This is a genomic window from Streptomyces aurantiacus (assembly GCF_027107535.1).
Taxonomy (GTDB): domain Bacteria; phylum Actinomycetota; class Actinomycetes; order Streptomycetales; family Streptomycetaceae; genus Streptomyces.
Genome location: NZ_CP114283.1, coordinates 239200 through 265213 on the forward strand (window position 1 = coordinate 239200; position 26014 = coordinate 265213).

Here is a 26014-nt window from a genome sequence, read left to right on the forward strand (position 1 = left end):
GTGAGGTGTGCGGGACTACTTGCCCAGTACTCCGCCGTACGCCACCGCGCCGCCGATCCCGAGCTTCGCGGGCGTCAGTGAGACGGCCGGTCCGCGCGGACTGTCGCCCGTGGACGCCCGGTACCAGACGCCCCCGGCCGACGCGTTCTCCCCGGGTGCCCCGATCACCTGGCCCGGGTTTGCGGTCCCGTCGTACCGGCCGGCCGACACCGCCGACCCGAACAGGTCCCCGGCCTCGGCGGTACCCGCGACCCCCTCGGAGTTCTGGCTGAAGGACGGCCCGGTGAGGACGCCGTCGTCGCCGGCCCGCAGTTCCCAGTACGCGCCCGCGTTCGCCGCGGAGCCCACCGACTCGTGGCTCGCGCCGGCGATCAGCAGGTCGGCGCCGCTGCCGTCGAGGTCGGCGACCGCCAGTGCCGCGCCGAAGTTGTCCTCGGGCTCGGCGGTGCCGGCCACGGCCGGGGAGGACTGCGTGGTGCAGGTGACCTTCCCGCCGAGCGTGCTCCCGGCGGCGCCGTACACCGTGGCGACGGCCCCGCCGAGGCGGTCCTCGCAGGATGTGCTGTCGGCCTCCGGGCCGGGCTCGACCCGGCCGATGGCGAGGTCGGCGCGGCCATCGCCGTCGAAGTCCCCGGCGGCGAGCGCCGTACCGGAGTCGGACGTGGACCAGGTGCGCTTCCAGGCGCCGGAGGCCAGGCTCATCACGTGCGTGCCGCCGATCTCCATGCCGGTGTACGCCGTCGCGAGGTCGTCGGTGCCGTCGTCGTCGAAGTCGCCGCTCGTCAGGGCGCGGACGCTGCCGAAGCCGTACCCGGCGACGAGGGAGGTCCCGGTGGAGGTGCCCGGCGCGAGCGGGCCGGGGCGCAGGACGGTCGCGCCGCCCTCCTCGCCGTTCTGTGCCAGGGCGAGGTCGGCGTTCCCGTCGCCGTCGTAGTCGCCGGCCGACAGCAGGCGGCCGAGCTGCACGTCGCCGGTGCCCTTGGCCGCGGTGAAGCCGGAGCCGAGGCCGTCCGCCGAACCCCACAGCACGTAGGCGGCGCCCTCGTGCGCGGTGCCCGAGCCGGTCTGTTCGCCGGGCGCGGTGACGGCGAGGTCCCCGTACCCGTCGCCGTTCAGGTCCGCGGGCTGCACGGCGAAGCCGAACTGATCGCCCGCCTCGGCCGTGCCGGGTATCCCGGAGCTCGCCTGGCTGACCTTGGCCGCCGAACCGCCGAGGCCGTCCGCCGAGCCCCAGATCACGCTCACGTAACCGGCCTTGGCCCGCCCGTCGGCCGTCCCGCCCGGTACGCCGACCGCGAGGTCCGCGTACCCGTCGCCGTTGAAGTCGGACCGGTGGACGGGCGCGGCCGTGGCCGAGGGGATCACCAGGACGGCGCCGCCGAGCGCGGCGGCCGCGCCCAGGACAACGACGGAGAGGGTCTTTCTTCGCACGGGGCCACTCCAACTCTCGTACACGGAGATCGACTTACGGGGGCGCCCCCGGGGCTCCCCGTGAGGGGCACCCTGAGGGGCGCGGGGCTGTGACGTGTGCGGCTCCGCCGCGTGGGCGCGGCCCGCCACGGCCGGCCCGCGGTCTCACGACTGCCGAGAGACCGTGCCGAACTGTAGACCCGCCCCACCGGGTCCGAAAGCCGATCCGTCGAACGTACGAAGGGTTGTGTGCCGGTGGCCGTCAGGTGAACGCCGCCTGCCGTCCTCGTTCACCTCAGCCGCAGCGGCACACCGAGCTCTTCGGGGGTGAGGAGCTGCGTCCGTTTCGCGTCGAAATTGTCGTCCGCGCCCCGCAGGACCAGGAAGGCGCCCTTGCGTTTCTCGTAGAGCGGCCCGAACACGACGGCGTCGGCGTGGTCGTCGCCGTCCACGTCGAGGAGCGGCGGCTGGTAGTGGAAGGCGTTCCACCGGTGCGGGTTCGGGGTGCCGGGCAGACCGTCGGTCCCGGCGTCGACGGTCTGCTCGCCGTCCGCGGACGGTACGCCCTGCGGGCCGCCGGGCAGCAGCGTGACCTTGCCGTCGTGGCGCCGGAAGTTCGGGGTGTTCACCACGACGTCCGGCTTCCCGTCGCCGTTGACGTCGCCCACGGCGGGCGAGGTCCCGAAGTCGATCCGCCGCTTCGCGCCGTCCTTCCCCTCGATCACGGACTTCGTACGCCCGCTGCCCAGTCCCGACTTCGCGCCGTACAGGATGGTGAGCGCGCCGCCCTCGGCAGGCATGTCGGCGGGGGCCACCTCGAGCCGGGTGGGCAGCAGCAGGTCGTCGATGCCGTCGCCGTCCGCGTCGCCGGCGGCCGGCGTGCGCGGGCCGTCGAAGGTGTCCACGGCCGCGCCGATGGCGGGCTCGCGCGCGGTGTCGCGGACGAGTCCGTCCTCGTCGCCCTCGTAGTAGCCGACCGTGTGCAGGCTCTCGGGCGCGCTCTCGTCCTCCTCGGCGTCGTAGTCGTACGTGAACACGACCTCGGCCTTCCCGTCGGCGTCGAAGTCGCCGGTGGTGGCCGAGGAGGGCGTCGCGTAGCCGCCCTGGCTGATGTCGATCGCGGCTTGGCGCTTCGGGGTGCCCGCGCGGTCGAAGGGGCCGTGGAGCAGCAGTCCCGCGGAGCCCGGACCGGTCTCGGAGTTGTCGCCCCTGCCGCCGTGTCCGCCGTCGATGAGGTCGACGGAGCCGTCGCCGTCGAAGTCGGCGGCGGCGAGCGGCCGGAAGCCGTCGGGCAGGTCGAGCGCGACGGCGCGGCCGAGGCCCCGGGCGCCGCCGAAGAGGGCGTAGGTCTCCAGCCTGGTGTCTCCCATTCCGCGGCCGGCGACCAGGTCGGTGAAGCCGTCGCCGTCGAGGTCGGTGCGCAGCAGGGCCGTGAAGTACGTGTCCGTCTTGCCCGGTGAGGTCCGCGCGGCGGAGGCCGGGGCGAGGCCGTCGGGGGAGCCGTAGGCCACGACCAGGGTCTCGACGGTCCGCGCCCCGTCCTTGGTGCGCGAGGTGACGACGGTCGCGAAGTCGTCGTGGCCGTCGCCGTTGAAGTCGCCCGGGTCGGGGTTCTCGGACGGTTTTCCGGCGGTGGGCTTCTTCTGGGCGGCGGCCCGGTCGGGTGAGCCGCCGCCGCCACCGCATCCCGTGAGCAGGCAGACGCCCGCGAGGAGCGTCACGGCGACCGGCAGGGGTCTCGTCGCGAACCGGGGCACCCGGTCGCCCGGAGGGCGCCGCATCAGCGCTCCGCCCCCAGGAACCCGGAGGTGGAGAAGGTCAGTGCGGGCTTCCGTGCGATCAGGCCCTTCTTCGCGCCCGGGTACACGGCGATCGTGTCCTTGGTGTCCCCGCGGTAGGTCCGCACCACCAGGTCCGCCCGCTTGTCGCCGTCGAAGTCGGCCACCGCCAGGACCCGGGTGGTCCCCGCGGCCGGCGGCTGCACGGTCACCATCCCGGTCGCGGACAGTCCGCCCGCGCGGCCCTTCAGAATCCTCAACTGCGAACCGCTGGACAAGAGTTCGCTCAGTCCGTCGCCGTCGAAGTCCCCGGAGTCCAGGACCGTGCCGGCGACCGGGAGCTCACCGCGCCGGGTGCCGGGCACGTCGTACCGCAGAGCGGTGCCGCGCATCGTGCCGATCGCCGCGTCGAGCCCTTTGCCCCCGCCGAACCGCCCGAAGGCGACGTCGACACCGTTCGGGAGGGCGACCGCGGTACCGGTGGGACCGGCCGGCCCGCCCGGGACGAGCGAGGAGTCGGAGGTGCCGGAACCCTCCGCGGTACGCACGAGCAGGTCGTCGCGACCGTCACCGTCGACGTCCACGGCCGGGGGAGTCGGGACGTTCCCCGGTGAGGCGAGCGGGGCGCCGGCCGTCTTCGGGGCGCCCTTGCGGGTGAAGGGCCCCTGCAGATGGCTGAGGCGGCCGTCGGAGGCGTGCACGACGAGATCCTCGGCCCTGTCGCCGTTGAAGTCGCCGCACACCGGCTGGTCCGGCCAGTCGTTGCCGAAACGTGCCTGCGCGGGAATCGCCAGCTTCACCGCTTTCCCGGACAGCCCCCGGGACGAACCGAAGAGGATCTGCAGCGGCACGGGCGGCTGCCCCTGCCCGTCGTAGGGCGGGTCGGTCGAGACGACGAGGTCGGTGAAGCCGTCCTTGTCCAGATCGCAGTTCGCCTCGGCGTCGAAGACGGCGGGCAACTGCCCCTTCGTGGCGGCCGCGTGCTGGGCGGGACTCAGCAACTGCCGTGCGCCGGGGGCAGGTCCACGGGCGGACCCGTACACGATGCCGATCCCGGCGTCGTCCCCGTGGCTGTCACGCTTCACCAGGTCGTTGAGCACGAGGTCGCGGTGCCCGTCGCCGTTGAAGTCGCTGTCCACGCGACTGCCCCGGCCGAGCGGTACGGGGATCCGGGCGGGTGCCTTGGCGACCGTGACGGGCTCGCGCCGCGCGGCGTCGGAGCGGTCCTCGCCGCCCCCGCCGCCCGGCCCGCCGCAGCCGGCGAGCAGCAGTGCGCCGCTCGCCACGGCACCCGCCACACGTATCCCGCTCTTCCCCATGGTCACGTCAACCCCGACCGCATCGTGAGACAACAACCTGCACATGATGCGGGGCGGGAGGTCATAAGTCACCAGGGTCGAAGGTCCTGAATGGGAGGTCGGGCGGGGCGAGCCGGGGCGAAGCGCCCGTATCGGCGCCCGCCCCGGTGCCGCGTCACACGGTGCCGTCGCACCGGCGCCCGCCCCGGCGTTCCGTCAGGTGGTGTTGCTCTTGGAACGGCCGAAGAACTCGATCTCGGCGATGGCCACCTGCTTCTTGGCGTCGGCGGCGTAGGCCGAGCGCAGGATGAACCGCACCGCGACGACGTCGGCGACCCGGAACTTGCGCCGCTGGCCGCCCGCGCTCTGGTCGAGGGTGATGGTCCTGGTCGTCTTCTTGCCGTCGGCGGTGGTGATCCTCGCCTCGATGCGCTGCGGGAGAGCCGACTTCTGGAGCTGGTCCACCTTCGTCGACATGCCGGAGGTGATGACCAGGTCGAGCAGCCGCGTCGGACGGTCGAAGCGGGCCTCCACCCACTGGCCCTCCCCGGTCTGCGAGACCCCCGGTCCCCACCAGGTGTTGCTGAGCTTGTCGAAGGCGAGCTGCGGGCTGTGGCCGGGATACGAGCGGGACGCCTTGACGCTGGTCGGGCCGATCGGGGCCCGCTTGGCGAAGTGGTCGCGGGTCGCGTCGACCCCGGCACCGATGTTGAGGACGAGGGTGACGATCAGGGCGATCACGACGGCGCCCACGACCCAGTTCATGACGCGTCCGAAGCCGCGGCGCAGACGGGGCCGGTCGCCCGCCCAGGGCGTCTCCGCGTCGCGGTTCAGCACCCGGCGCCACCACGGCTGCCGGCCCGGTGTCCCGGGGCCGCCCTCCATCGGCATGGCGCAGCGGCCGCAGAAGTGCCGGTCGGGGCGGTTGGGAGTGGCGCACCAGGGGCACGGCGGGCCGCCCTCGGGGCCGGACTCGGGGCCCGGGGCGCGGACTTGGGGACGGCCCGCGACGGGACGGCCCGGGAGGACGGGTGCGACGGCGGGTGACACGGGAGCGCGGGGCTCGGGGTCGTTCACGGGGATGAGGAGCGACCTGGCCCGTTCGCCGGCGGAGTCGGCCGATCCGGCCGAACCGCCGGAGTGGTGCGGGCCGTAGGCGTCGGTGGTCACCACGGGCTCGGTGTCGGCCTCGTCCGGGTCCCGCCGGCCGGGCGGGGCGCTCCCCGAGCCGGCCGCGCCTGAGCCGGATGCCGACGAGGCGGCGGTGCCGGCGGAACGGGACAGGTGCGGCGCGCTGCCGGCATCCGCGGACGCGGGGCGCGAGGGCCCGGTTCCGGAACCCTGCCCGGACGCGTGTGCCGTGTCCGGCTGCCGGGTCCCGGGACCCGGCTCGGCGGCGGGCGCGGTGTCCGGCCGGTGCGCACCGGACCGTCCGGCGGCCGCCCCGGCGTCACCGTCCCGGTCGGCGGGCCCGCCACCGCGGAGGTCGTCGCCAGGCCAGTCGTCGTCCTGCGCGCGCTCCCGCCTGCCGCGGGTTCCGGGGCTGTGGACTCCCGGAGTGTGGGCTCCTGGACCGTCGGAGGGCGAGGCGGCGGAGGGTGAGCCGGCGGCGTGTGCGCTGTCGGCGTGTGAGCCGTCGGTTCGCGAGCCGCGGGCTCCCGCGTCGCGGGCTCCCGGGGCCTGGATCACCGGACCCCGGGCTCCCTGGCCGTGGGCACTCGGGGCGTCGGGGCCGGAGGCTGCCCGCCGGTGGGTCTCTTCCTCGGTGGACCCGGCCGTCACCGCGGGCGCCGGGTCGTGGGCCGTGCGGGCCGTGCCCGTACCGGCCCCGGGGTGGGCGAACGCGTCCCACCCCGGCTCGTCGCGGGCGGCCCGCCGGGCCGCGGAGTCCCGCGCCGGTGCGGCGGCTCCGGCGGGTACCGGATCCGGATCCGGCTCCGGCGCTGCCGCGGCACCGGACCGGGCCCCGGACCAGCCGAGTACCGCTCCGCAGGAGTCGCAGAAGGACTGGCCGGGCTCCGCCCGGGTGCCGCATTCGGCACAGCTCTGCGCCGGCTCCCGTCCTGTGCCGGAGGTCTGGCTGGTCATCTCTCGGGAGTCCTTTCGGCGGCGGTCACCTGGACCGTGTACGGCATGTGGGCGGGGCGTGCGGCCGCCACGAGGCTGTCGAGGCGGTGTTCGTCCGCGGGGGCCGGGTCGGGCAGCCGCAGGGTGACGTGCAGACGCGGGCGGCGGTCGCCGGGGACCGGGCCGAGCGGCCGCGCGTCCCAGGAGGCGCCGCCGCTCTCGGTGATCTCCGGGGCCACGCCGAACACGAGGCGCACCGCCTCGGACAGGCCGCGGCTGGTGCCCCGCACCCGGTGCAGATACGCGGCGGCGGCGACGGCGGCGCGCAGCCGGTCCTCCGGTTCCGTGCCGTCGGTCTCGGCGCCGACCCATCCGGCCAGCCACTGGGTGAAGTCCACCGGGGCCAGCGCGGGCGTGAAGTACGAGTCCAGGCAGTCGAGGACGGCCAGGATCGGCGCGAGCACGTCGTCGAGCCCGCCGACGAACCGCTGTGCCAGGTCGTCGTCGGCGAACACCGCGGGCAGCATCATGCCGATGGGCGCGGAGGACCCGAGCCCGTCGATGGAACCCCTCATGACCGGGCTCCCCTCACGGGCGTGCGACGGACGAGGTCTCCCGGCCCGCCGACGACCGGCCCGCCGACGACGGTCCGCGCGCCGGCCTCCGACTCCGCATCCGCCTCGGGCGGGAGCGGGCCGGGGCTCTTCGACAGGTTGCTCACGGCCTGTCTCCGATCACTCGGACGCGGTGGTCGAAGGAGAAGACGAGGGACGGCGGTTCGAGGTCGATGCGGTCGGTCGGGTCGCCTCGTTTGCCGGTCAGGGGGTCGGCGGGGTGCAGTTGGACCTCGTCGACCAGCTCGACGCCGGGGACGCGCTGGAGGACGGCGAAGACCTCACCGGACTGCACGGGCCGGCCGAAGGGCCAGCCGCGGCCGTCGGCGCCGCCGGTGAGGGGGTCGAGGTGCCGGTAGAGGGCGTCGTGGGCCTGCCGGCGCACCCGGTCCGTGTCGGTGCCGCGGAACGCGTGCACCGTGGCGACCACCGTGATCCCCTGGTAGAAGGGCGGGCCCACCGCCAACCGCGTGCCGATCAGGCGCCGTTCGTCCAGATGACGGGTGATGCGGCGCAACAGCCCGTCACCCGGGACCAGTTGCTCGAAGCGCAGCCGGCCGCCGGGGTCCGGGACGGCCTGCGGGACCACCAACACGCGTACCGCGTACGCCCCGTGTTCACCCTCCTCGCCCTCCAGGCAGGTGATCCGGGCCGTCTCGGGGGCCGCCCGGCGGGCGAGCTCCTCGTAGTCCCGCAGGGTCACCGCCCGCTCCTGCGCGCGCAGCGTGATGGGCGCCCGCGTCTTGGCCTCCTCCACGGTCTCGCCGTCGACCCCGCCGCGCGCGGCCTCCCGGTTGACGACCTCGGAGACGTACGGGACGGACGTGCGCAGCACCTGGACGGCTCCGCGCGCGACGTTCCCGGCGCGGCCGCCGCCGGTGCGGTAGCGCAGGGCGCGGATGACCGCGCCCTTGGGGGCCACCGCGCCGTACTGGCGCAGGGTGCCGTCGGGTTCCCGTACCGCCGGGCCGAAGGCGATGTCACCGGTGGCGGCGTCCAGGGTGATGTGCCGGTCGTCCGGGGTGGAGGCGGCGAACGACGGGACGACCTCCCAGTCGGTCCAGCCCTCGTGCTCGGCGGTCTGCAGCAGCACCGGAGGGGTGTCGCCCACCACGGGCGCGTGGGCCAGCCGCAGCCGCTGCCCGGGCAGACCGCTGGACTCGCCGAGCGCCTCGTCGTACACCGTCTCGGCGTGGACGGCCGAGGTGGTGCCGCCGAGCGTGAACGCGTCCACCGAGCGGACGGTCGGCGAGGTCGTGTAGAAGGGCTGGTCGGGCAGGGGTTCGGTGACCCGGCAGCGCAGCCAGCCGGCCTCCTGCCCGCCGGTGCGGGACAGGGTGTGGGCGCCGGGGACGTGCAGGACGACCTCGCCCGGCCGGTTCAGGCCGCCGGTGCCGTCCCGGTCGACCTCGCAGTCGGTCCAGCCGTCCTCGGTCCACGCCTCCCAGACCAGCGGCGGCTGGCGCGGGTCCACGCCGACACCGTCGACCCGGCTGTCCAGCTCCATCGCGACCACGCAGTGCGGCACGGCGGCGCTCAGCCCGATCAGCATGCAGTCCCCGGGCCGCGGCGACTCGTTGAAGCACATCAGGTCCTTGCCCTCGGCGAGGTCGGCGGTCCGGTCCGTGACGGGCTCACCACCTCGCTGCACCACCAGGTACCGCAACGCGCAGGGCACGACGGTCAGTTCGCGCTCGGTGGCGAAGACCGCGGCCTCCTGGCTCTCGGTGCGCGTGGTGGCGACCTCGGTGCCCACCGGCAGCAGCACGGGCTCGTCCTGCGGTGCGGACAGCCAGAACGTGACGTCCGTACGGGCGGCGGAGGGCGGGAAGAGGGTGATGCCCACCAGGTCCAGGAACGCCAGGTGGTTCTTCTCCGGCACCCGGTTGAGCCGGTAGACGATCTGGTCGGCCATGTGGGCGACGGTTTCCACGAGGGTGACGCCCGGGTCGGAGACGTTGTGGTCGGTCCACTCCGGGGCGCGCTGCTGGATGTAGCGCTTGGCGTCGTCGACGAACTGCTGGAAGCGGCGGTCGTCGAGGTTCGGGGAGGGCAGGGCCATCAGCGGTCGCTTTCAGGGGAGTTGCCCGCGCCGGGGGCGTCGGGTTCCTCGTGGGAGGGGATGACGTAGAACGGGAAGACCAGGCTGCGCGGGTTGTTGGTGCCGCGGATCGAGTAGCGGACGTCGATGAAGAGCACGCCCTGTTCGGTGTTGCCGCCGGCCGTCACCTCGACGTCGCTCACCTCGATGCGCGGCTCCCAGCGGTCGAGGCTCGTGTACACCTCGTGCTGGATGCGGCCGGCGGTGGCTTCGTTGACCGGGGCGAACACCAGGTCGTGGATGGCGCAGCCGAACTCGGGGCGCATCGGCCGCTCGCCCGGCGCGGTGGCCAGGACGAGCCGGATGGCCTCCTCGATCTCGCGCTCCCCGCTGACCAGGGCGATGCCCCCGGTGGGGCCGATGCGCAGGGGGAACGCCCAGCCGGATCCGACGAACTGCTCGGCCATCAGGGGGTCCCCCGCCTTCTCGTGGTCGTCATGAATGTCTCTGGCACAGCCGGCACTACCGGCGTTGCTGGTATCGCTGGTGTCCCTGGCGTCACGGGATCGGGTACGGCTTCTTGTTGACCGTCACGAGGCCCATGAGGTCGATGTTGATGGCCCGCATGCCCACCTGGCCGATGGTGTTGACCTGCACGGCGCCGCCCGCGCTGAGCATCGCGGAACCGACCGCCTTGAGGTTGAGGGCACCCATCGCGTCCACGGTCACCGCTCCGGCGAGCGACTTGAGGTTGACGATTCCGCGGCCCTGGAGGGTGAGCGGCCCGCCGCTCTTGATGCTGATGCTGGTCCGGGCGCTCAACGAGAGACTGGTGCCCGCGTCGATGGACACCGCGGTACCGCCCGTGATGCTGACGGCGCCCTTGCTGTCCACGGTGATCTCGGTCTTGGTGCGGTCGAGGTTGATGATCAGCCGGTCGTTGCCGCTGGCCACCCGGACGCCCTGCTTGCGGGCGCCGGTCTGCTGGCTGAGCAGGTCCACCCGGTTGCCGTCCCGGTCGGACAGGGTGTGCCGGATCGCCTTCTTCTTGAGCGGGTCGTGCAGCGGCACGTCCTTCACGACGGTCGGCTTGTCGATGCCGTTGTAGAGGCTGCCGATGACGAAGGGGTGGTCGAGCGCGCCCCGGTCGAAGCCGACCAGTACCTCGTCGCCGACGTCCAGCGGGAAGACCCCGCCGCCCACCTTCCCGCCCAGCTGCACGGACCGCGTCCAGTCGCTGACGTACGCGTCGTCCAGCCACGGGAACTGCAGCTTCACCCGGCCCTGCTTGAGCGGGTCCTGCACGTCGGTGACGAGCGCGTTGGCCACGCTCGGCAGCCGGGGCGCCGTGGCGCCGCCGCCGGACGTCAGCCCGAACAGGGAGCGCCACTGCCGGCCGGTCACGTTCACCAGCGTCTCGTAGTGGCTGCCCGCGCCGAAGGTGTGCCGTACGGAGGTGACGGTGTACTTGCCCTCGAAGGGGACGCCCACGTCGGTGAGCGCGATGGCCACGCCGGGGCGCAGCACGGGATTGCCGCGCACCGTCACCTCCAGCTCGGCGAATGACGAGGTGAGCTCGTCCGCGAGGGAGGCCGCGGCGAACTTGACCTCGGGCCGGCCGTCGTACGGGGTGTCGGTCTCGACCAGCTTGGCGGCCTTGAAGGCGTTGGCCGCCTTCTGCGGGGTGGTGCCTATGGAGAAGGCGGGGTTGGTGCCCGCCTTCTTGAGTTCGACGACCTTCTTCTTGGTCTTGACGTCCCAGCCGCGCGCCTCGACCTTGTCGACCTGGTCGGCGGCGGTGACGGCGGCCCGGCAGCGCATTACGTCGACGCGGCCGCTCAGCACCCGGGGATTCGGATCCTCGGGGGAGGTCGACAGAGGTGCCTTGGACGCCGGGTCCGGCTCACCGAACTCGAACTTCCCCTTGGCGTCCAGCGACATCACCATCTCGTTCTCGTCGGCGAGCCGCGCCAGGAAGTCCCAGTCGGTCACGTTGGACTGCGAGATGAACTCGTAGAGCGTCTTGGTGGCCGAGATCTTCCCGACGGCGATGCCGTTCATCCCGGCCAGTTTGCGGGCGATGTCGGCGCCGGTCATGTTGCGGTACGCGGCCACCCTGCGCACCCGCATCAGACGGTGCCCCGGGTCGTACCCGCGGATGACGGCGAACGTGCCGGTGCCGTCGTAGTCGGCCTCCATGCCGGTGACCTCGCCGGTGAGCAGCGGGGACGAGACGCCCTGGCCGTCGGCGACGGGCGCGATGACCACCTTGGAGCCGAACCGGACGTTCAGTTTGCCGAGTAGGTCCCGGTCCGGGTCGCGGAAGGTGAGCCGGAACTCGCCGGGCACCCCGGCCCCGAGGTCGACCCAGCCGCCGACGAGCAGGTTGATGTAGTCGGCCGGGATCTTCTTGCTGTCGAGAGTGACGTGGATGATGTTGGAGTAGGACGTCTTCGCCATCAGAAACGCACCTCCTCCGCGGCCGGGAGGACGAGTTCGATGCCGGTGGGCAGCCGCGAGGGGTCGTCGATGCCGTTGCTCTCGGCGATCGCGCGCCAGGCGGACGCGTTGCCGTACTCGCGCCAGGCCAGTGACTGCAGGGAGTCGCCCGCGACGACCCGGTGCACCCGCTGCGCGGTCAGCGCGCCCGAGGTCGGGTTCTGGCCCTTGGTCTTGCTGGGGATCTCGTGCAGCGCCACCTGGCAGGTGGCCCGGATCGGTACACCCGTCGTGCCGAACAGCGAGTAGGTGACGTCCACGGATTCCACGTACGAGGTGAAGCGGGCCGTGGAGAACGAGCCCCACTGGAACACCACCCAGGGCGGCGAGGGCTGCTTCGCGGCGATGCTCTTGGCCGTCACCTCGCAGCAGTCCAGCAGGGCCTCCACGTTCTTCAGCACCACGTTGCTGGTCGGCTTGGTGGACGTGTCCAGGAAGATCTCGACCGTCATCTGGCGCGGCTCGGGACCCATGAACTCCGGGACCGTGCCGTTGCGTACGGCCGCGGCCGGTGTGGACTTCCACTGGGCGCGCCGGGTCAGCTGCAACTGCGCCGGGTTGAAGTCGAATTTGAACGTCTTGATCAGACCGCCCGGGGTGGTGCTGGAGCCGACGGGCGGTTCGTGGATGGCGAGTGTGGCGCGTACGAGGCTCTTGCCCGCGCCGCCCCTGCTTCCCTTGGCCATGTGGTGTCCCTCCCCTTCAGTCCGTGAACCCGTGGTGGGTGATCTCCAGGACCTCGGTGGCCACGGCCGGGTTGGCCGGGTCCAGGGAGGGGCCCTGCCAGCTCACCGGCAGCACGTCGATCAGGCCCCAGTGCGCCACCTCCGAACCGTCCGCGCGCAGGGCGGCGATCTGCGCGGTCGGCCGCTTGATGCCCGTGGCCACGGAGGAGATCCAGGCCGCGACCTTGGTGGTGTCGGGGGTCAGCGGCCGGGTCAGCCGGATGTTGGAGTGGGTGACCCGCGAGGGAAGCTGCCAGACGAACCCGTTGTTGCCGCCCTCCTGGCGTTGCTCGATCTCCACCGCGGACGAGAGCCCTTCGCACCCGTTGAAGTACCCGAGGCTCTCGCCGTCGATGGTCAGGGTGAAGAAGATGGTGGAGCCCGGGTCGAGATCGCGGGGCATCGGAGGCGGCCTTTCTGCGGACGTCGGTCGTGCGGGTCGTGCGGGTCGTGCGGTTCGGGCGGTGGTGCTCGTGGGTGTCACGCCGGGTGCGGGATCCGGGCGCTCAGCGACGGGGGTCGCGGAGCTTGCCGATCCGCTCCCGGTCGAGCCGCAGTTCGGTACGGATCAGCCGGGTGATGCGGCCGATCAGCCGGTGCGTCAGCTCGTCGAGCTGGAAGTCGGTCAGGGAACGGGGGTCGAACTGGCCCTTGGCGACCGCGGTGTACTCGGGCGGGGGTTCACCGGAGTCGTACGCCGGTGGCGGATCGCCGGTCGAGCCGGACCCGGACGAGCCGCGCGACGAGGTGCCGTGGGCGGTGACGTTCGAGACGGCGGTGGTGGTCCTGGCGGGCGTCGGCATGGGCGGACCGCTCGGGTTCCGCTGCACGGGGACGGGCGGACGGGCGGACCCGGCCGAGGGCGCGGGGGCCGAGGCCGGGGCGACGGCGGTTCCGGGTGCCTTGGACGGCCCGGGCGGCGTCGGGGTGATGGCGTGCCGCTGCACGACTGCCGGAGCCCGCAGGGCGGCCGGCCGCGAGGGCGCCTGCGGAGCCGTCGGCGGGGCGCCCGCGGACGGTACGGGACCGGAGGGGGGCTTGGACGCCGAGAGGAGCGGCACGGCCCGCCCCGCGGGGGTGCCGCGGACCGCGGTCGCACGCTGCACCGCCGGTCCCGCGCCCTGTGGTCCGGGCCTGTTCGCGGGCGCCGGGCGCCGCAGCGGGACGGCGACCGGTGATGCCGGGCGGGCGGCGGGAGGCGCCGCGGGCGTCAGGGCCGGGGCGAGGGCGCGAGCGGGGGTCAGACCACGCACCGGATCGTCCGCGGCCGGCACAACCGGGCTTGTTGCCGTCCGCTGCACCGCGGGCCCGGGCCGGGACGCGGACACCGGGGCGGCCGCGGGCGCCTGCCCGTGCCCGCCGCCCTCGGTCAGGGGGCCCGCACCGGAGGGGATCGGCCTGGTGGGGACCGCCATGGCCCGCTGTACGGCAGGGCCGCCGTCGGCCGGGACCCGCAGCGGCACGACCGGAGGCCGGTCGAGTCGCGACACCGGTGCTGATGCCGGTGCCGGTGCATGTGCTCGTACGGGAGTCGGCGCGGGAGCCGGAGTGCCGTGGACCGGGGCCGCCGGTACGGGCGTACGGTCCGGTGCCCCGCCCCGGTGAGCCGTCGTCGCACGCTGGACGGAAGGCGGTCCGGCCGGGCCCGGACTGCCGGAAGCGGCGGGCCCGGAGAGGGGCACCGCGTCCGAGGGCGGGGCGGAGAGGGGAGCCCCGAGCAGGGGGCGCTGCCGAGGGGCCGTGGCCGCACGCTGGACCGGCGTGTGCGAGGGGACGGCCGGGCCGCCGGCCGCCGGAGTGGGAGGCGCCGGAGGTGCGGCCGCGGCACGGGGTCCTCCTGCCGGGCCCGCTGGTTCGGCCGGGCCTGTGCGCTGAGCAGAGGGCGTCGACGGTGCGGCCGGGGAGTGGCTCGGCCGCACCGAGGTGTTCGCGGGCGGCGGTGTGGTGGCCGGGGGAGGGGTGGCCGGCCCGGGGCGGGCCCCCGTCGCGCCGGCGCCGGACACGTTCCCCGAGGTCGGCGCGCCGAGGCCCGGACGCCTCGCTCCGCCGGAAGCATGCCGCTGCACCGGAAACGCGTCCGCGACGGACGCCGTGCGCGGAGGTACCGGAGTGGCGGAGGCGTCCCGACTCGGCCCGGCAGCGGGCGGGTTCGCGGTGGGGGCCGTCTCGGCCGCGCCGTTCGGGGCCGTCGGAACACCGGGGCCGGTCGTCGCGTTCGGGGAACCGGCCGCCGGACCGCCGGAGCCGGCCGCCGTGGTCGCACGACGGCCGGCTCCGGCCTTCGCCGTCTGGACGACCGCGGTGCTGTCTGCGGGCGACGTTGCGCCGGTGGAACGGGCGCCCCCGCCGACTGGGCCGGTCGCAGGCGCCTGCCGGGGAGTCGCCGGGCTGCCACGCTCGGCCGTCGGGCGGACGGGGCCGGGTCCCGCCGCGCTGCCGGGGCCGGTCGCACCGTGGGAGGGGGCGCTGTCGGCGGGCGCGGTGGCCTCGCCGCCGGAACGGCTCGTGGCCCGCTGGACGTTGACCACCGCGTCCCCGGCGCGGGATGTCGTGCCGCTGGGCGCGATGGCGGCCGCCGGAGGTGCGGCGGCAGTCCGCTGCAGGCCGGTCGCCGCGTCACCCGAGCCGGTCGCCGCTTCCCGCGGAGGGGTCACCGTCCCGCTGGAACCGCCTGCGGACGGGGCGGTGGGCGTCGCAGGGCGGGGACCGGTCGGCGCTTTGGCGGGCTCCGCTGTCGGCCGACCGGAACCGGTCGCCGCCCGTTGGACGTTGACCCCGGTGCCGGTGCCGGTGCCGGTGCCGGCACCGGTGGGGCCGGTCGGAGAGTTGCCGGAGGAGGGCGCCGCCTTCTGGGTGCGCCCCGGGGCGGTGCCGTCGACGGCGGCCGTCGCCTCAGGAGCGGGTGTCGCACGCGCGTGCTCGGGAGGCGCGCCACGGGAGTCCGTCGTGGCCCGCTGGACGCCGACAGCCGCCGTGCCGGGCCCGGCCGACGCGCGGTCGGGCCCAAGGGGCCCCGGACCGGGCCTGGTTGTCGCTGTCCGGACGCCGTCGGCGGCCGCTGCGCTGCCGGCCGCGCGCGATGCCGTACCGGCTGAGCCGCTCGCGTGGTCGGCAGGGCCGGCTGCCGTACCGCTCGGGACAGTCGCCGGGCCGCCGGGGCCGGTCCCCACGCCCGCGGAGCCGGTACCGGGGGCAGCGGTCGGAGCCGCTGTGACCGCAGGCCCGCCCGCCGGGCCGCCGGAACCGGCCGTCGCCCGCTGGACGGGGCCCACCGCGCCGCCGGTACGGGGCGCCGAACCGCCGGGGGCGGCCGCCGTGCCATCCGCTCCGGCCGCACGGCTGCCGGAGCCCGTCGCCGTGCCCCCACCGGACACCGGGCTGCCGGGACCGGCAGAAGTCAGGTTGCGCGGGCCGGCCGGAGCCGGGCCGCGCGACACGGCCGGTGCGCCGACCGGGCCGCCCCCCGGGGCCCGCTCGGTGTCGACGGCCGCCCTCGAAGGGAGCCCTCCCGGGCCGGCCGGGCCCGAGCCCGAGGCCGACGGCTCACGGTCGGACGTCTCACGGTCCGACGTCGTGCGGTCGGACAGCGCCCCGCCCGCCGCCGCCCCGCCCGCTACCGAACCGCCCGTCGTCGTACGGCCCGATGTCCCGTCGGCAACCGGAGTCTCCCGCCGTGCCACCGGCAGAGACCTGCGCTGCACCGCGGGCGGGGCGGACGCCCTGGTCAACGGGTTCGTCCGCTGCGTCTGCGTATGTGCATGAAACTGGGACTGGGACTGGGACTGGGACTGAGGTTGGGGCTTGCCCCGGGGCGGCACGGCGGTCACCCGTGGTCCCGTCGGGCGGGAAGCCGTGACCGTACGCGGCGCGCGCTGCACGGGGTGTGCGTCGCCGCTCCCGTCGCCCGGGGCCTCGGTCGCTTCGGAGGTGGCGGCCGCCACCGGCAGGGTGTGCGAGGGCGGTTCGAGCCCGGGGACGGGCCGCGCCGAGGTGGTGAGCGCGTTCCTGACCAGCCCGCCCGGTGCACCGTCGAGGACGGCATGGGACAGGGTTCCGGTGAAGGACGGGTTCTGCCAGGTGCTCAGCCGTCCGCCGAACCCGGAGTCCGCGACACCGGTCCGCCCCACGGCGGCCCGCTGGATCGGCGGCAGCCCCGCCCAGCCGATCACCGGAACCGGCCCGGACTCCGCGGCCGTACCGCTCCCGGAATCCGTGCCCGTGCCCGTACCTGTGCCTGCGCCTGTGCCCGTGACTGCGGAGGCTGAACTGCCGTTCCCGGGAGCCGGGTTCGCGTCCGGTGCCGGTGTCGTCACGGGACCCCGGTTCGTCCCGGAGCTGCCCCTCAGCCGGTCGAGGAAGCCCACCGATCAGCCCTCCGCCCCGCCCCGCGTCACCAAGGACGCGATCTGTTCCGTGAAGCGCCGGCGGTCCTGGTGTTCGAGGTCCAGGATCTCCTCCAGGCTCCAGTGGAAGTGGTAGGCGACGTACGCGATCTCCTGGTGCAGCCGGTCGGTCGCGTACGTCACGATTCCCCCAGGCGGCTCCCGCCGAGTTCGACCTCGAAGGGCTCCGAGCAGTGGGGACACTCCACGGCCGCGCGGGTGTGGCCCTCGGCGTTGACCTGACGGTAGAAGTCCTGCAGGAACGCGAGGTCGGAGGCGAACATGTTCTCCACCACCCCGTCGTGCACCGACGGAAGCGTGCCGAGGCTGGTGATGACCCGGCCCAGCAGCACCACGGACAGATACGCCGGGTTCTCCTGGACGCGGACGTCCCGCAGCGGGATCAGCTCGTCCCGGGCCGTGGCGAGACGCATCACGCCGTCCCGGTGGACGGTCCCCGACGCGTCGACGTATCCGCGTGGCAGCTCGAAGGGGAACTCCGTCCGAAGCTGCTGCGGCACCGACACCGGAGCGGGCGGGGATGCGGGCACCGGAGCGGCCGTCTGCTCCGGCGCCGCCACCGGCCCGGGTGCGGGCGCGTCCACGACCGGACCCGCCCCCGACCTGGCAGCCGTACGCCGCATTACTCGATGACCAGTTCTTCGAAGACGATGGTCACGGTCTCGGTGAGCGGGGAGGCCTCGCCGGCCTTCAGGGCGCTGGCGTCGATCTTGCTGCACCAGGCGTTGCGCATGTTGTACCGCTTCACCGGGTTGTTCTGATAATCCATCATGATGATGGAGGCGTCCTTGCGGGCCGTGCTCATCTGCCCGGCGATCGAGTCGTTGATCCACGTCGTGAACGCCGGTGACTGGGTCATTCCGCGCACCACGGTGCACTGACCGTCCTTCTGCACACCCGGCATGAGGCTGACCTCGGGCTTGCCCTGCGCCGAGTTCGACAGGTGCTTGATGACGTCCTGCTCGATGGTGAGGCCGTTGACCTCCGCGAGGTACTCGACCATCACGCCGTCGATCTGGAGGCCGAAATTGTGTGAAGTGAGGCTGTCACCCGGCTGGAGACTCATCTGTTCTCTGTCCTTCTGAGGGGTCGTGACAATGGCTTACGAGGCAAAGGCGCAGGCGGGCCGGGCCTACTCCTCGAGCTCTCCGCTGCCGCTGGAGAACTGGGCCAGCCGGAAGATCACGAACTCGGCGGGCTTGACCGGCGCGATGCCGATCTCGCAGATGACCCGGCCGAGGTCGACCGACTCCGGGGGGTTGGTCTCCTCGTTGCACTTGACGTAGTAGGCCTCTTCCGGCCGCTGGCCGAAGAGGGCGCCGCTGCGCCACTCGTTGACGAGGAACGACGAGACGTTGCGCCGGATCCTGGCCCACAGGTTGTGGTCGTTCGGCTCGAACACCACCCACTGGGTGCCGAGCAGGATCGACTCCTCCAGGTAGTTGAAGTACCGGCGGATGTTGAGGTAGCGCCAGGCCGGGTCGGAGGACATGGTGCGGGCGCCCCAGACGCGGATGCCGCGGCCCGGGAAGGCGCGGATGCAGTTGACGCCGATGGGGTTGAGCAGGTCCTGCTCGCCGCGGGTGATCTGGAGCTCCAGGTCCACCGCGCCGCGTACGACCTCGTTGGCGGGCGCCTTGTGCACACCGCGCTCGAAGTCGTTGCGGGCCCAGATGCCGGCGACGTGGCCGCTCGGCGGGATCACACGGGACTGGCCGGTCGCCGGGTCGAAGACCTTGACCCAGGGGTAGTACAGGGCCGCGTACTTGGAGTCGTAGCCCGCGGTCTCCTGGCGCCAGACCCGGATCTGACGGGCGTTCAGGCCGGGCGGCGGGTCGATGATGGCGACCCGGTCGCCCATCAGCTCGCAGTGCGCGATCAGACCGAGCTGGACCGCCTTCACGGCCTCCAGGTCGATCGCGCCGCGCTGGTAGGCGGCCATCAGGTCGGGGACGGCGACCATGGAGATCTCGTCGACGGCCTCCAGGCCGCCGAAGCCGGTGCGGTCGGCCGAGTCACCGAGGTAGTGGGCCGGGCCGGGGTGGGCGTCGCTCGTCTCCGACGGGGCGACGGGGGCGGGGGCCGCGGGGGCCGCCAGCGCCACGGTCTGGTTCTCGGGCCGCGCCAACTGGGCCGCGGGCGCGGACTCCTGGACGGTGATGAGCTTGGAGCGCTCCTTCACCTGCGTGACGACGTAGTTGCGGCCGCCCTTCTTGGCGGTCACGTCGAACGTCTCGACGGGCTTGTCGCCGTCCTTGACGATCAGCTTGAAGCGCTCGGCGGGGCCCTCGCCCTCGGGGTCGGCGACCTCGACGCTGAGCGAGCCGCCCGCGACGGCGGTGACGCTGAAGGTGCCGAGCTGCTTCGGCTCGCCCGCCGGGAGCGCGGCCGGGGCGGCGGAACCGGAGACGGCGGCCGGGGCGGCGGCGCCTGCCGCGCCCTCGGCGGTGCCGCCGACCCGCACGACGTACGCGGCGCTGCCGCCGTTGTTGAAGAACCCGTACACGGAGTGCGCGAGGTAGTAGCCGTCGGTGAAGTCGCCGAAGGCCGCGACGTACTGGGACCAGTTGGTCACCAGGGTCGGCTCGTTCAGCGGACCGGCCGGCGCGAGCCCGACGAAGGCCGCCACCGATGTGCCCACCCCCTCGATGGGACGCGAGCCGCTGGCCACCTCCTCGACGTATACGCCGGGTGACAGGTAGGACGGCATGCTCTGCTCTCCTCGGGGTACGAGACAGGTCTTCTCTCACCCTCACGCGCGAAGCGCGTCCATTGAAACGTCCTGGGGGGCCTGATCGAGGGCAGCTCCGTTGCCCCGAGGGGCAATGCGGCGGGCCTCGGTGTCCTCTCGCCCGCAGGCACTGCCCTCGGCGATGCCCTTACGGCTCTCCCCGTACCCGGTGCGCTCCGGTACCGCCGGGGTGCCGACCACGGCGACGACAGCTCGGAGGGCGACCTCTTCGGTGAGGAGGCTCAGCTTCCCGGACCGACGTCCGGAGGCGGACGGGCGGCCCCGCGGTGAACACCTCCTGAGCACGGGCCCTTCGGACGCCATGGGTCCGCGACAACGAGGTCGGCGCACGGGGCCCCTTCGGGCACGGGGTGTGCACTGTCTCCTCCTGACCGGGCTTTCCCCTCCCGCTAGCGTCCTGACGTGAGCCTTTGGACCTCCCTGGAACCCGCCTCCGCGACTGTGGACCCGGGTGGCAGTACGACCGTGCGGTTGCGTGTGCGCAATACCGGTGATGTGGTCGATGAGTACCGCTTCGAGGCGGTCGGTGATCTGGCGCCGTGGACTGTCGTGGAGCCGCAGTCGCTCCGGTTGTATCCGGGGACGACGGGGTCGGTGGAGTTGTCGTTCGCGCCGCCTCGTACGCCGGATGCGACGGCGGGTCCGAATCCGTATGCGGTGCGGATCACGCCGACGGAGCATCCGGAGGCGGTGACGGTTCCCGAGGGGAACTTGACGATCACGCCGTTCACGGAGGTGCGGGCGGAGTTGGTTCCGCCGACGGTGAAGGGCAGGTTCCGGGGGCGGCCGAAGCTGGCTGTGGACAACCTCGGGAACACGAAGGTGACTGCGTCGGTCGGTGGCAGTGACAACGGCGATCAGCTTTCGTACGACATCCATCCGAGCAATGTGCAGATCGAGCCGGGTCGGGCGGCGTTCGTGAAGGCGACGCTGAAGCCGCGGCAGATCATCTGGTTCGGGTCGAAGGAGGAGCGGCCGTACACGCTGGCCGTGCAGCGGTCGGGGGTCACTCCGCTGGATGTCGAGGGCACGTATGTGCAGCGGGGTTTCCTGCCACGCTGGCTCGCGACCTTCCTGGGCGTCTTCATGGCACTGGCGATCACGTTCGTGATGCTGTGGATCGCCTACAAGCCCCAAGTCCGCAGCCAGGCCAAGGAGTTCCAGGAAGCCGGCGTCAGCACCCTGCCGCCCGAGGCGTCTCCGTCGGCGCCGGTGGCGTCACCCTCGGTGCCGAAGCAGGATGTCGAGCCGGTCCCGTCCGCTCCGGCGGACAAAGGCGGCGACGGCGGCGCGCCGGCGTCCCCGTCGGCCGAGGAGAAGCCCAAGAACGAGGTGCCCACGGGCAATGTCCTCCTCCGCAACCTGTCCACCGGGCGGTGTGCCGACCTCCCCGGCGAGGGTGAGGGCAAGAAGGACGGCCGGGTCCAGCAGTTCTCCTGCAAGCAGACCGCCGACGACAACCAGCTCTGGAACCTGGAAGTGAAGATCCCGAAGGGAGGGCCCGGAGGAGAGGCCGATCTCTTCCAGATCCGCAACACCAAGGACCAACTGTGCATGGACCTGCCGAACTTCGGAGCCAACCCCATTCACACACGCGTCACGGAGTTCACCTGTAACGGCACGAAGGCCGACAACCAGTTGTGGTGGCTGGAAAAGCAGGAGAGCGGCGCCTACTGGCTCCGCAACTTCGCGAGCAACGGCGCGTGCCTCGAAGTCGCGGGCAACAATGACATCCGCGACGAAGTAACCCTGATGCTCTTCAACTGCACCGTCACCGATGACCAGGAGTGGCAGATCGTCCAGCCTTCCCAGGGCTGAGAGGCGGGGCAGCGGGCCGCGCCTCTTCGGGCACGGGTCGTGCCCCGGGGCTTCCTGACCCGGGCCAGGCCCGGCAAGTAGCGTCCGAGGGTGAGCCTTTGGACCTCCCTGGAACCCGCCTCCGCGACTGTGGACCCGGGTGGCAGTACGACCGTGCGGTTGCGTGTGCGCAATACCGGTGATGTGGTCGATGAGTACCGCTTCGAGGCGGTCGGTGATCTGGCGCCGTGGACTGTCGTGGAGCCGCAGTCGCTCCGGTTGTATCCGGGGACGACGGGGTCGGTGGAGTTGTCGTTCGCGCCGCCTCGTACGCCGGATGCGACGGCGGGTCCGAATCCGTATGCGGTGCGGATCACGCCGACGGAGCATCCGGAGGCGGTGACGGTTCCCGAGGGGAACTTGACGATCACGCCGTTCACGGAGGTGCGGGCGGAGTTGGTTCCGCCGACGGTGAAGGGCAGGTTCCGGGGGCGGCCGAAGCTGGCTGTGGACAACCTCGGGAACACGAAGGTGACTGCGTCGGTCGGTGGCAGTGACAACGGCGATCAGCTTTCGTACGACATCCATCCGAGCAATGTGCAGATCGAGCCGGGTCGGGCGGCGTTCGTGAAGGCGACGCTGAAGCCGCGGCAGATCATCTGGTTCGGGTCGAAGGAGGAGCGGCCGTACACGCTGGCCGTGCAGCGGTCGGGGGTCACTCCGCTGGATGTCGAGGGCACGTATGTGCAGCGGGGTTTCCTGCCACGCTGGCTCGCGACCTTCCTGGGCGTCTTCATGGCACTGGCGATCACGTTCGTGATGCTGTGGATCGCCTACAAGCCCCAAGTCCGCAGCCAGGCCAAGGAGCAGCTCCAGGAAGCCGGCATCAGTACGTTGCCGCCGGCCAGCCCTTCGGTGTCGCCGCCCGCCCCGCCCACGCCCACCGCCCCCGCCACGACACCCACGCCCGTCGCGGAGGCGCCGCCCGCGGGCGGCGGCGGATCGGGCGGTGGTGGCTCGGAGAAGGAGAAGAAGACCCCGGAGCGGACCGCGGCGACCGCCGTCCAGCAGCTGGCCGCGCAGGACCCGGGCGGGCGGCACATCTGCTACCGGGCCTTCGTCGCCGACAAGGGCTGGACGGACGCGGTGTGCGACGGCGAAACGGCCGGCTCGGTGGGCCAGAACAAGTCGCTCAAGGCCCTCAACATCGCGGTGTCAGGCACCAAGGGCACGGCCGGTGTCGCCTTCATCCACAACCCCGGGTCGACGAACGGCCAGGGCTACTACAACAAGGTGCCCTGGTCGGGCGTGCCCGACGGCATCGACAACTACATCGGCAGCACCAAGAAGGACGCCCAGAACATGCTGGGCTTCACCATCAACGTCGACGAAGGCGGCGGCCCGGTCTGCCAGACCGCCCACGTCCACAACGAGGGCTGGCACGGCATGGGCTGCGACAAGCCCGGCGAGGGCGAGAACTTCATCTTCGGCGGCACCCTCACCAACGACCTCTGGCTGGAAGCAGTCAAGTTCACAGTCTGACCAACCCCCCGGCCTTGGAAGACGCGTCCAGGCACAGTCTTTTAGGGGGCGCGGGGAACGGCGCAATCCTTTAAGGGGCGCGGGGAACTGCGCGACCAGCCCCACCCAACCCGCAGCCAAGAAGCACACGGCACCCAGAACAGGGGAAGGCGGCTACCAGCCACCTTCCCCCGGTACCAGCCGCCCCGCCTTCCGATACTCCCGCCGAGCCCCCTCCAGCAGATCCCCGGTCGTGACCGTCCCCCCACGCCCGGCAGCGGCATACGCGGCGGTGACGACCGCACTCCGAATGGACCCCCCGGCCAGCTCGAAGTCACGCGCGGCCGCCTCCGGTTCGATCCCCTCGGCACACGGAACGTGGGCAAGGCTGTGCCGCCACAGCGCCCGCCGCTGCTCGGCGTCCGGGAACGGGAAGTCGACCACCAGGTCCAGCCGCCGGGTGAACGCCTCGTCGATGTTGGCCCGCAGGTTGGTAGTGAGCAGGGCGATGCCGTCGAAGGACTCCAGGCGCTGGAGCAGGTACGCGCTCTCCATGTTGGCGTGCTTGTCGTGGGAGTCCTTGACCTCCGAACGCTTGCCGAAGACCGCGTCGGCCTCGTCGAAGAGCAGCACGGCGTCGGTGCGGTCGGCCTCGGTGAAGATCCGTTCGAGGTTCTTCTCGGTCTCGCCCACGTACTTGTCGACGATCGAGGAGAGCTGCACGACGTAGAGGTCCAGGCCGAGTTCGGCGGCGACGACCTCGGCCGACAGGGTCTTGCCGGTACCGGACTCGCCCGCGAAGAGCCCGAGGACGCCGTGGCCCCGGCCGCCTCCGGCGCTGAGCCGCCAGTCGCCGAGCACCCGGTCGCGGTGGCGGGCGCGCAGGGCGAGTTCGTGCAGCTGGGCGAGGGGCCTGTCCGGCAGGACGAGGTCGTCCCAGCCGACGTCGGGCCGGATCCGGCGGGCGTGCTGCTCCAGACCGGAGGCGGACTGCTGCCGGGCGGCCAGCCGGAGGTGGGCGGCGGTCACCGGCGTGCCGTCGAACGTGGCGAGGTCCATGGCCGCGCGGGCGGCCCGTTCGATCCGGTCGCCGCCGAGCCGGTACGGGGCGACGGTGACGGCCAGGTCGAAACCCGGACCGTCCGCGCCGGTGCCGAGCGCGGCCGCCCAGGTGTCCACGGCACCCGCCCGCCCCCGGGGCGCGTCGAGGACCAGCGGGTCGTGGTCGCACCACTGGGGGTCGTACGGCCGGGGCCCGGTGAACAGCACGGGTACGCCGGCCGCCGACAGTGCCCGCAGGAGCGGGCCCGGCTTCTCCGGCAGCGGGGACACGACGATCGCACGGTCGCGCAGCCGCGCTTCGCGCAGCAGGCGGGGGAGGAGGTCGGCGAGCAGTTCGGGGAGTGTCTCGCCGACCGCCACGGGCGAGAAGTGCAGCGCCTCGATGCCGGCCGCGCGCAGGGCGCCCGCCGCGCACACGAGCCCGTCGCCCTCACGCTGCTCGCGCAGATAGACGGTGACAGGAGCCGCGGTCAGCCGGTCGGCCAGCTTGGCGGTGAACTCCCCCTCCAGCGTGGACGCCGACGTGGACGCGGAGGTGGGCAGGTCGAGCGGATGGACGTACCCGGCGAGCGCCGCGTCCTGTGTGTCGTCGCCGAGCAGATGGGCGACGAGCCGGTCGGGCACGCGCAACGACCGGCTGAGGAAGGGCCGTTCGGTCTCCTCGACGGTCAGCAGTCCGAGCGCGGTCAGGGGCGCCGAGGGATGCAGCCGGGCCCGCGCCTCACCGAGGTGCGCGGGCAGCCCGCACAGGTCGAGCGCCAGCCCGGTGGTGGCCAGCCGTCTGCTGATGTCGTCGTTGAGGTACCCGTACAGCGGCTCGAAGGAGCGGTCCAGGTCGGGGGCGAGGGCGATGAGCAGGATGCGGGTGTCCAGTTCGGTGAGCCCGAGGCGTACCGCGAGCCGCACCAGCCGGTCGCCCGGACCGGCCTCCGCGTCTTCAGCGTTCCCGCCCGCCGCCGCGCCCCCGGGTTCGGCCGTGTCCTCGAACACGGAGGTCCACGATGTCGTCGTGGGTCCCAGAAGAGGCCGTACTGCCTCTTCGGAGAGGTACAGCCCGCGCAGCGGATCGTCCGCGGTGGGGTCGCCGGCGCTGCGTTCCGCAACCAACTCGGCGACGCGGGCGCGCAGTCGGGCGAGGCGGGTGAGGATCGTGTCGGCGGTGCGGGAGGCGTGAGTGGTCACTGCTGCTGTTCTCCGGGCTGCCGTTCTCCGGTGTCCGGCGCGGTGTCCGGCCGCCGTGGCCGGTGGCTGCGCTCCTGCGAGCCCTCCAGCGTGCCGTCCATGCCGCGTACGCGGACCGCGCCCTCCGTGACCGGGGGGCCGACGTCGTACTCGGGGAAGGCCGGGAAGGGTGCGGTGACCACGAGGTCGAGCGACGGCTTGAGTTCGCCGCCCAGGGCCGACCAGATCTCGGCCATGGAACGGGACTCGGTGTGCAGCCCGGCCACCGTGAGCGGGACGGACAGGCCCATCGCGCCGAGGGCGCCCGGCAGTTCTTCCGGTGCGAGCAGTTCGCGGGGCAGCATGGTCGCCAACACCGCGGAGAGCAGCCGGTGTTCGTCCTGGGGCTGCTTGGTCCAGGCGGTGACCAGGTACGACAGCCGGAACCAGCGGGGCGGCTGACGGCGGCGTACGACGATGTCGCGCTCGTCGCGGACGGTGACCTGGCCGCGCTGGCGCCGGTTGACGTCCTCACGGATGTCGTACAAGTAGGCGTTGACGGCCGGGGCGTTGCGCCGGGCCGCCCAGTCGCGGGTCGGGGCCTCGAAGGCGATCTCGATGCCGGAACCGGCCAGGGCGCCACCCCCGAGCAGCCGCTTGAGGACCTCGTCCACCTCGTGGATCACCGTCGTGCTCCCGCCCTGCCGTGCTGTGCCCTGCGCCGCCGTACCGTGCCGAGAAGCGCCGCGCCCCCACCGGCACCGGCAATCGCTGTCGCTGTCGCTGTCGCAACCGATCGTGCCCTGCGGAGCCCTCGCCTCCGCAGGCACGCCGGGGACGACCGCTGGGCAGACCGTGCTGCCCACGCTTCCGTTTCGATTGCCCG

At 73.1% G+C, this 26014-nt stretch carries 20 protein-coding genes; 3 read left to right on the forward strand and 17 right to left on the reverse strand.

What is annotated here, in order from left to right; translation table 11 throughout:
* Positions 1–15: 15 nt before the first annotated feature.
* The 11 genes from O1Q96_RS02770 to O1Q96_RS02820 form a co-directional block, all read right to left on the reverse strand.
* Positions 16–1431: a VCBS repeat-containing protein gene (locus tag O1Q96_RS02770; RefSeq protein ID WP_269246692.1), complete on the reverse strand. Its 1416-nt coding sequence runs from the start codon at positions 1429–1431 to the stop codon at positions 16–18.
* 269 nt (positions 1432–1700) lie between these two features.
* A complete protein-coding gene (locus O1Q96_RS02775) occupies positions 1701–3191 on the reverse strand; it encodes an FG-GAP and VCBS repeat-containing protein (RefSeq protein ID WP_269246693.1) in 1491 nt (496 codons plus the stop codon).
* Entirely contained in the window at positions 3191–4507 is a 1317-nt protein-coding gene (locus tag O1Q96_RS02780; RefSeq protein WP_269253445.1) for an FG-GAP repeat domain-containing protein, read from the reverse strand. Before O1Q96_RS02780 ends, O1Q96_RS02775 begins: the two co-directional genes overlap by 1 nt.
* A 195-nt stretch (positions 4508–4702) precedes the next feature.
* Entirely contained in the window at positions 4703–6574 is a 1872-nt protein-coding gene (locus tag O1Q96_RS44175; RefSeq protein ID WP_331276022.1) for an NADase-type glycan-binding domain-containing protein, read from the reverse strand.
* Positions 6571–7128 (reverse strand): phage tail protein, encoded by a 558-nt coding sequence (locus O1Q96_RS02790; RefSeq protein ID WP_269246694.1) that lies wholly within the window; start codon positions 7126–7128, stop codon positions 6571–6573. Before O1Q96_RS02790 ends, O1Q96_RS44175 begins: the two co-directional genes overlap by 4 nt.
* Before the next feature lie 142 nt (positions 7129–7270).
* Entirely contained in the window at positions 7271–9229 is a 1959-nt protein-coding gene (locus O1Q96_RS02795) for a putative baseplate assembly protein (protein ID WP_269246695.1), read from the reverse strand.
* Entirely contained in the window at positions 9229–9675 is a 447-nt protein-coding gene (locus tag O1Q96_RS02800; RefSeq protein ID WP_269246696.1) for a GPW/gp25 family protein, read from the reverse strand. The genes O1Q96_RS02795 and O1Q96_RS02800 overlap by 1 nt, the downstream gene beginning before the upstream one ends.
* Before the next feature lie 91 nt (positions 9676–9766).
* Entirely contained in the window at positions 9767–11668 is a 1902-nt protein-coding gene (locus O1Q96_RS02805) for a VgrG-related protein (protein ID WP_269246697.1), read from the reverse strand.
* A complete protein-coding gene (locus O1Q96_RS02810) occupies positions 11668–12393 on the reverse strand; it encodes a CIS tube protein (protein WP_269246698.1) in 726 nt (241 codons plus the stop codon). The genes O1Q96_RS02805 and O1Q96_RS02810 overlap by 1 nt, the downstream gene beginning before the upstream one ends.
* 16 nt (positions 12394–12409) lie before the next feature.
* Positions 12410–12835, reverse strand: a complete 426-nt coding sequence (locus O1Q96_RS02815) for a phage tail protein (protein ID WP_217456019.1) — start codon at positions 12833–12835, stop codon at positions 12410–12412.
* 103 nt (positions 12836–12938) lie between these two features.
* A complete protein-coding gene (locus O1Q96_RS02820) occupies positions 12939–13922 on the reverse strand; it encodes a hypothetical protein (RefSeq protein WP_269246699.1) in 984 nt (327 codons plus the stop codon).
* A gap of 1720 nt (positions 13923–15642) precedes the next feature.
* Between O1Q96_RS02820 and O1Q96_RS02825 the strand changes: the two genes are divergently transcribed.
* Positions 15643–16194, forward strand: coding sequence for a hypothetical protein (locus O1Q96_RS02825; RefSeq protein ID WP_269246700.1), 552 nt, complete (start codon positions 15643–15645; stop codon positions 16192–16194).
* Positions 16195–16799: 605 nt separating this feature from the next.
* On the opposite strand, the gene O1Q96_RS02830 is transcribed toward O1Q96_RS02825, so the two are convergent.
* From O1Q96_RS02830 to O1Q96_RS02845, 4 genes are all read right to left on the reverse strand, one after another.
* Positions 16800–16958 carry a DUF6760 family protein gene (locus O1Q96_RS02830; RefSeq protein WP_217453906.1) on the reverse strand — a complete coding sequence of 53 codons (159 nt, stop codon included), beginning with the start codon at positions 16956–16958 and terminating at the stop codon, positions 16800–16802.
* Complete coding sequence (locus O1Q96_RS02835; RefSeq protein WP_269246701.1) at positions 16955–17458, reverse strand: hypothetical protein; 504 nt, start codon at positions 17456–17458, stop codon at positions 16955–16957. The genes O1Q96_RS02830 and O1Q96_RS02835 overlap by 4 nt, the downstream gene beginning before the upstream one ends.
* The gene (locus tag O1Q96_RS02840) at positions 17458–17901 is read right to left on the reverse strand and encodes a phage tail protein (protein ID WP_217453904.1); all 444 of its coding nucleotides are present in this window, start codon (positions 17899–17901) and stop codon (positions 17458–17460) included. The genes O1Q96_RS02835 and O1Q96_RS02840 overlap by 1 nt, the downstream gene beginning before the upstream one ends.
* A gap of 66 nt (positions 17902–17967) precedes the next feature.
* Entirely contained in the window at positions 17968–19545 is a 1578-nt protein-coding gene (locus O1Q96_RS02845) for a phage tail sheath subtilisin-like domain-containing protein (RefSeq protein WP_269246702.1), read from the reverse strand.
* Positions 19546–19989: 444 nt separating this feature from the next.
* Here O1Q96_RS02845 and O1Q96_RS02850 point away from each other — a divergent pair, with 444 nt between their 5' ends.
* Positions 19990–21405 carry an RICIN domain-containing protein gene (locus O1Q96_RS02850; protein WP_269246703.1) on the forward strand — a complete coding sequence of 472 codons (1416 nt, stop codon included), beginning with the start codon at positions 19990–19992 and terminating at the stop codon, positions 21403–21405.
* Between the two features lie 90 nt (positions 21406–21495).
* Positions 21496–22926, forward strand: coding sequence for a hydrolase (locus O1Q96_RS02855; RefSeq protein WP_269246704.1), 1431 nt, complete (start codon positions 21496–21498; stop codon positions 22924–22926).
* Positions 22927–23079: 153 nt separating this feature from the next.
* Here O1Q96_RS02855 and O1Q96_RS02860 read toward each other — a convergent pair whose 3' ends face one another.
* Together O1Q96_RS02860 and O1Q96_RS02865 are read right to left on the reverse strand one after the other, a co-directional pair.
* The gene (locus O1Q96_RS02860; RefSeq protein WP_269246705.1) at positions 23080–25149 is read right to left on the reverse strand and encodes an ATP-binding protein; all 2070 of its coding nucleotides are present in this window, start codon (positions 25147–25149) and stop codon (positions 23080–23082) included.
* Positions 25146–25814, reverse strand: coding sequence for a Pvc16 family protein (locus tag O1Q96_RS02865; protein WP_269246706.1), 669 nt, complete (start codon positions 25812–25814; stop codon positions 25146–25148). Before O1Q96_RS02865 ends, O1Q96_RS02860 begins: the two co-directional genes overlap by 4 nt.
* Positions 25815–26014: the final 200 nt, after the last annotated feature.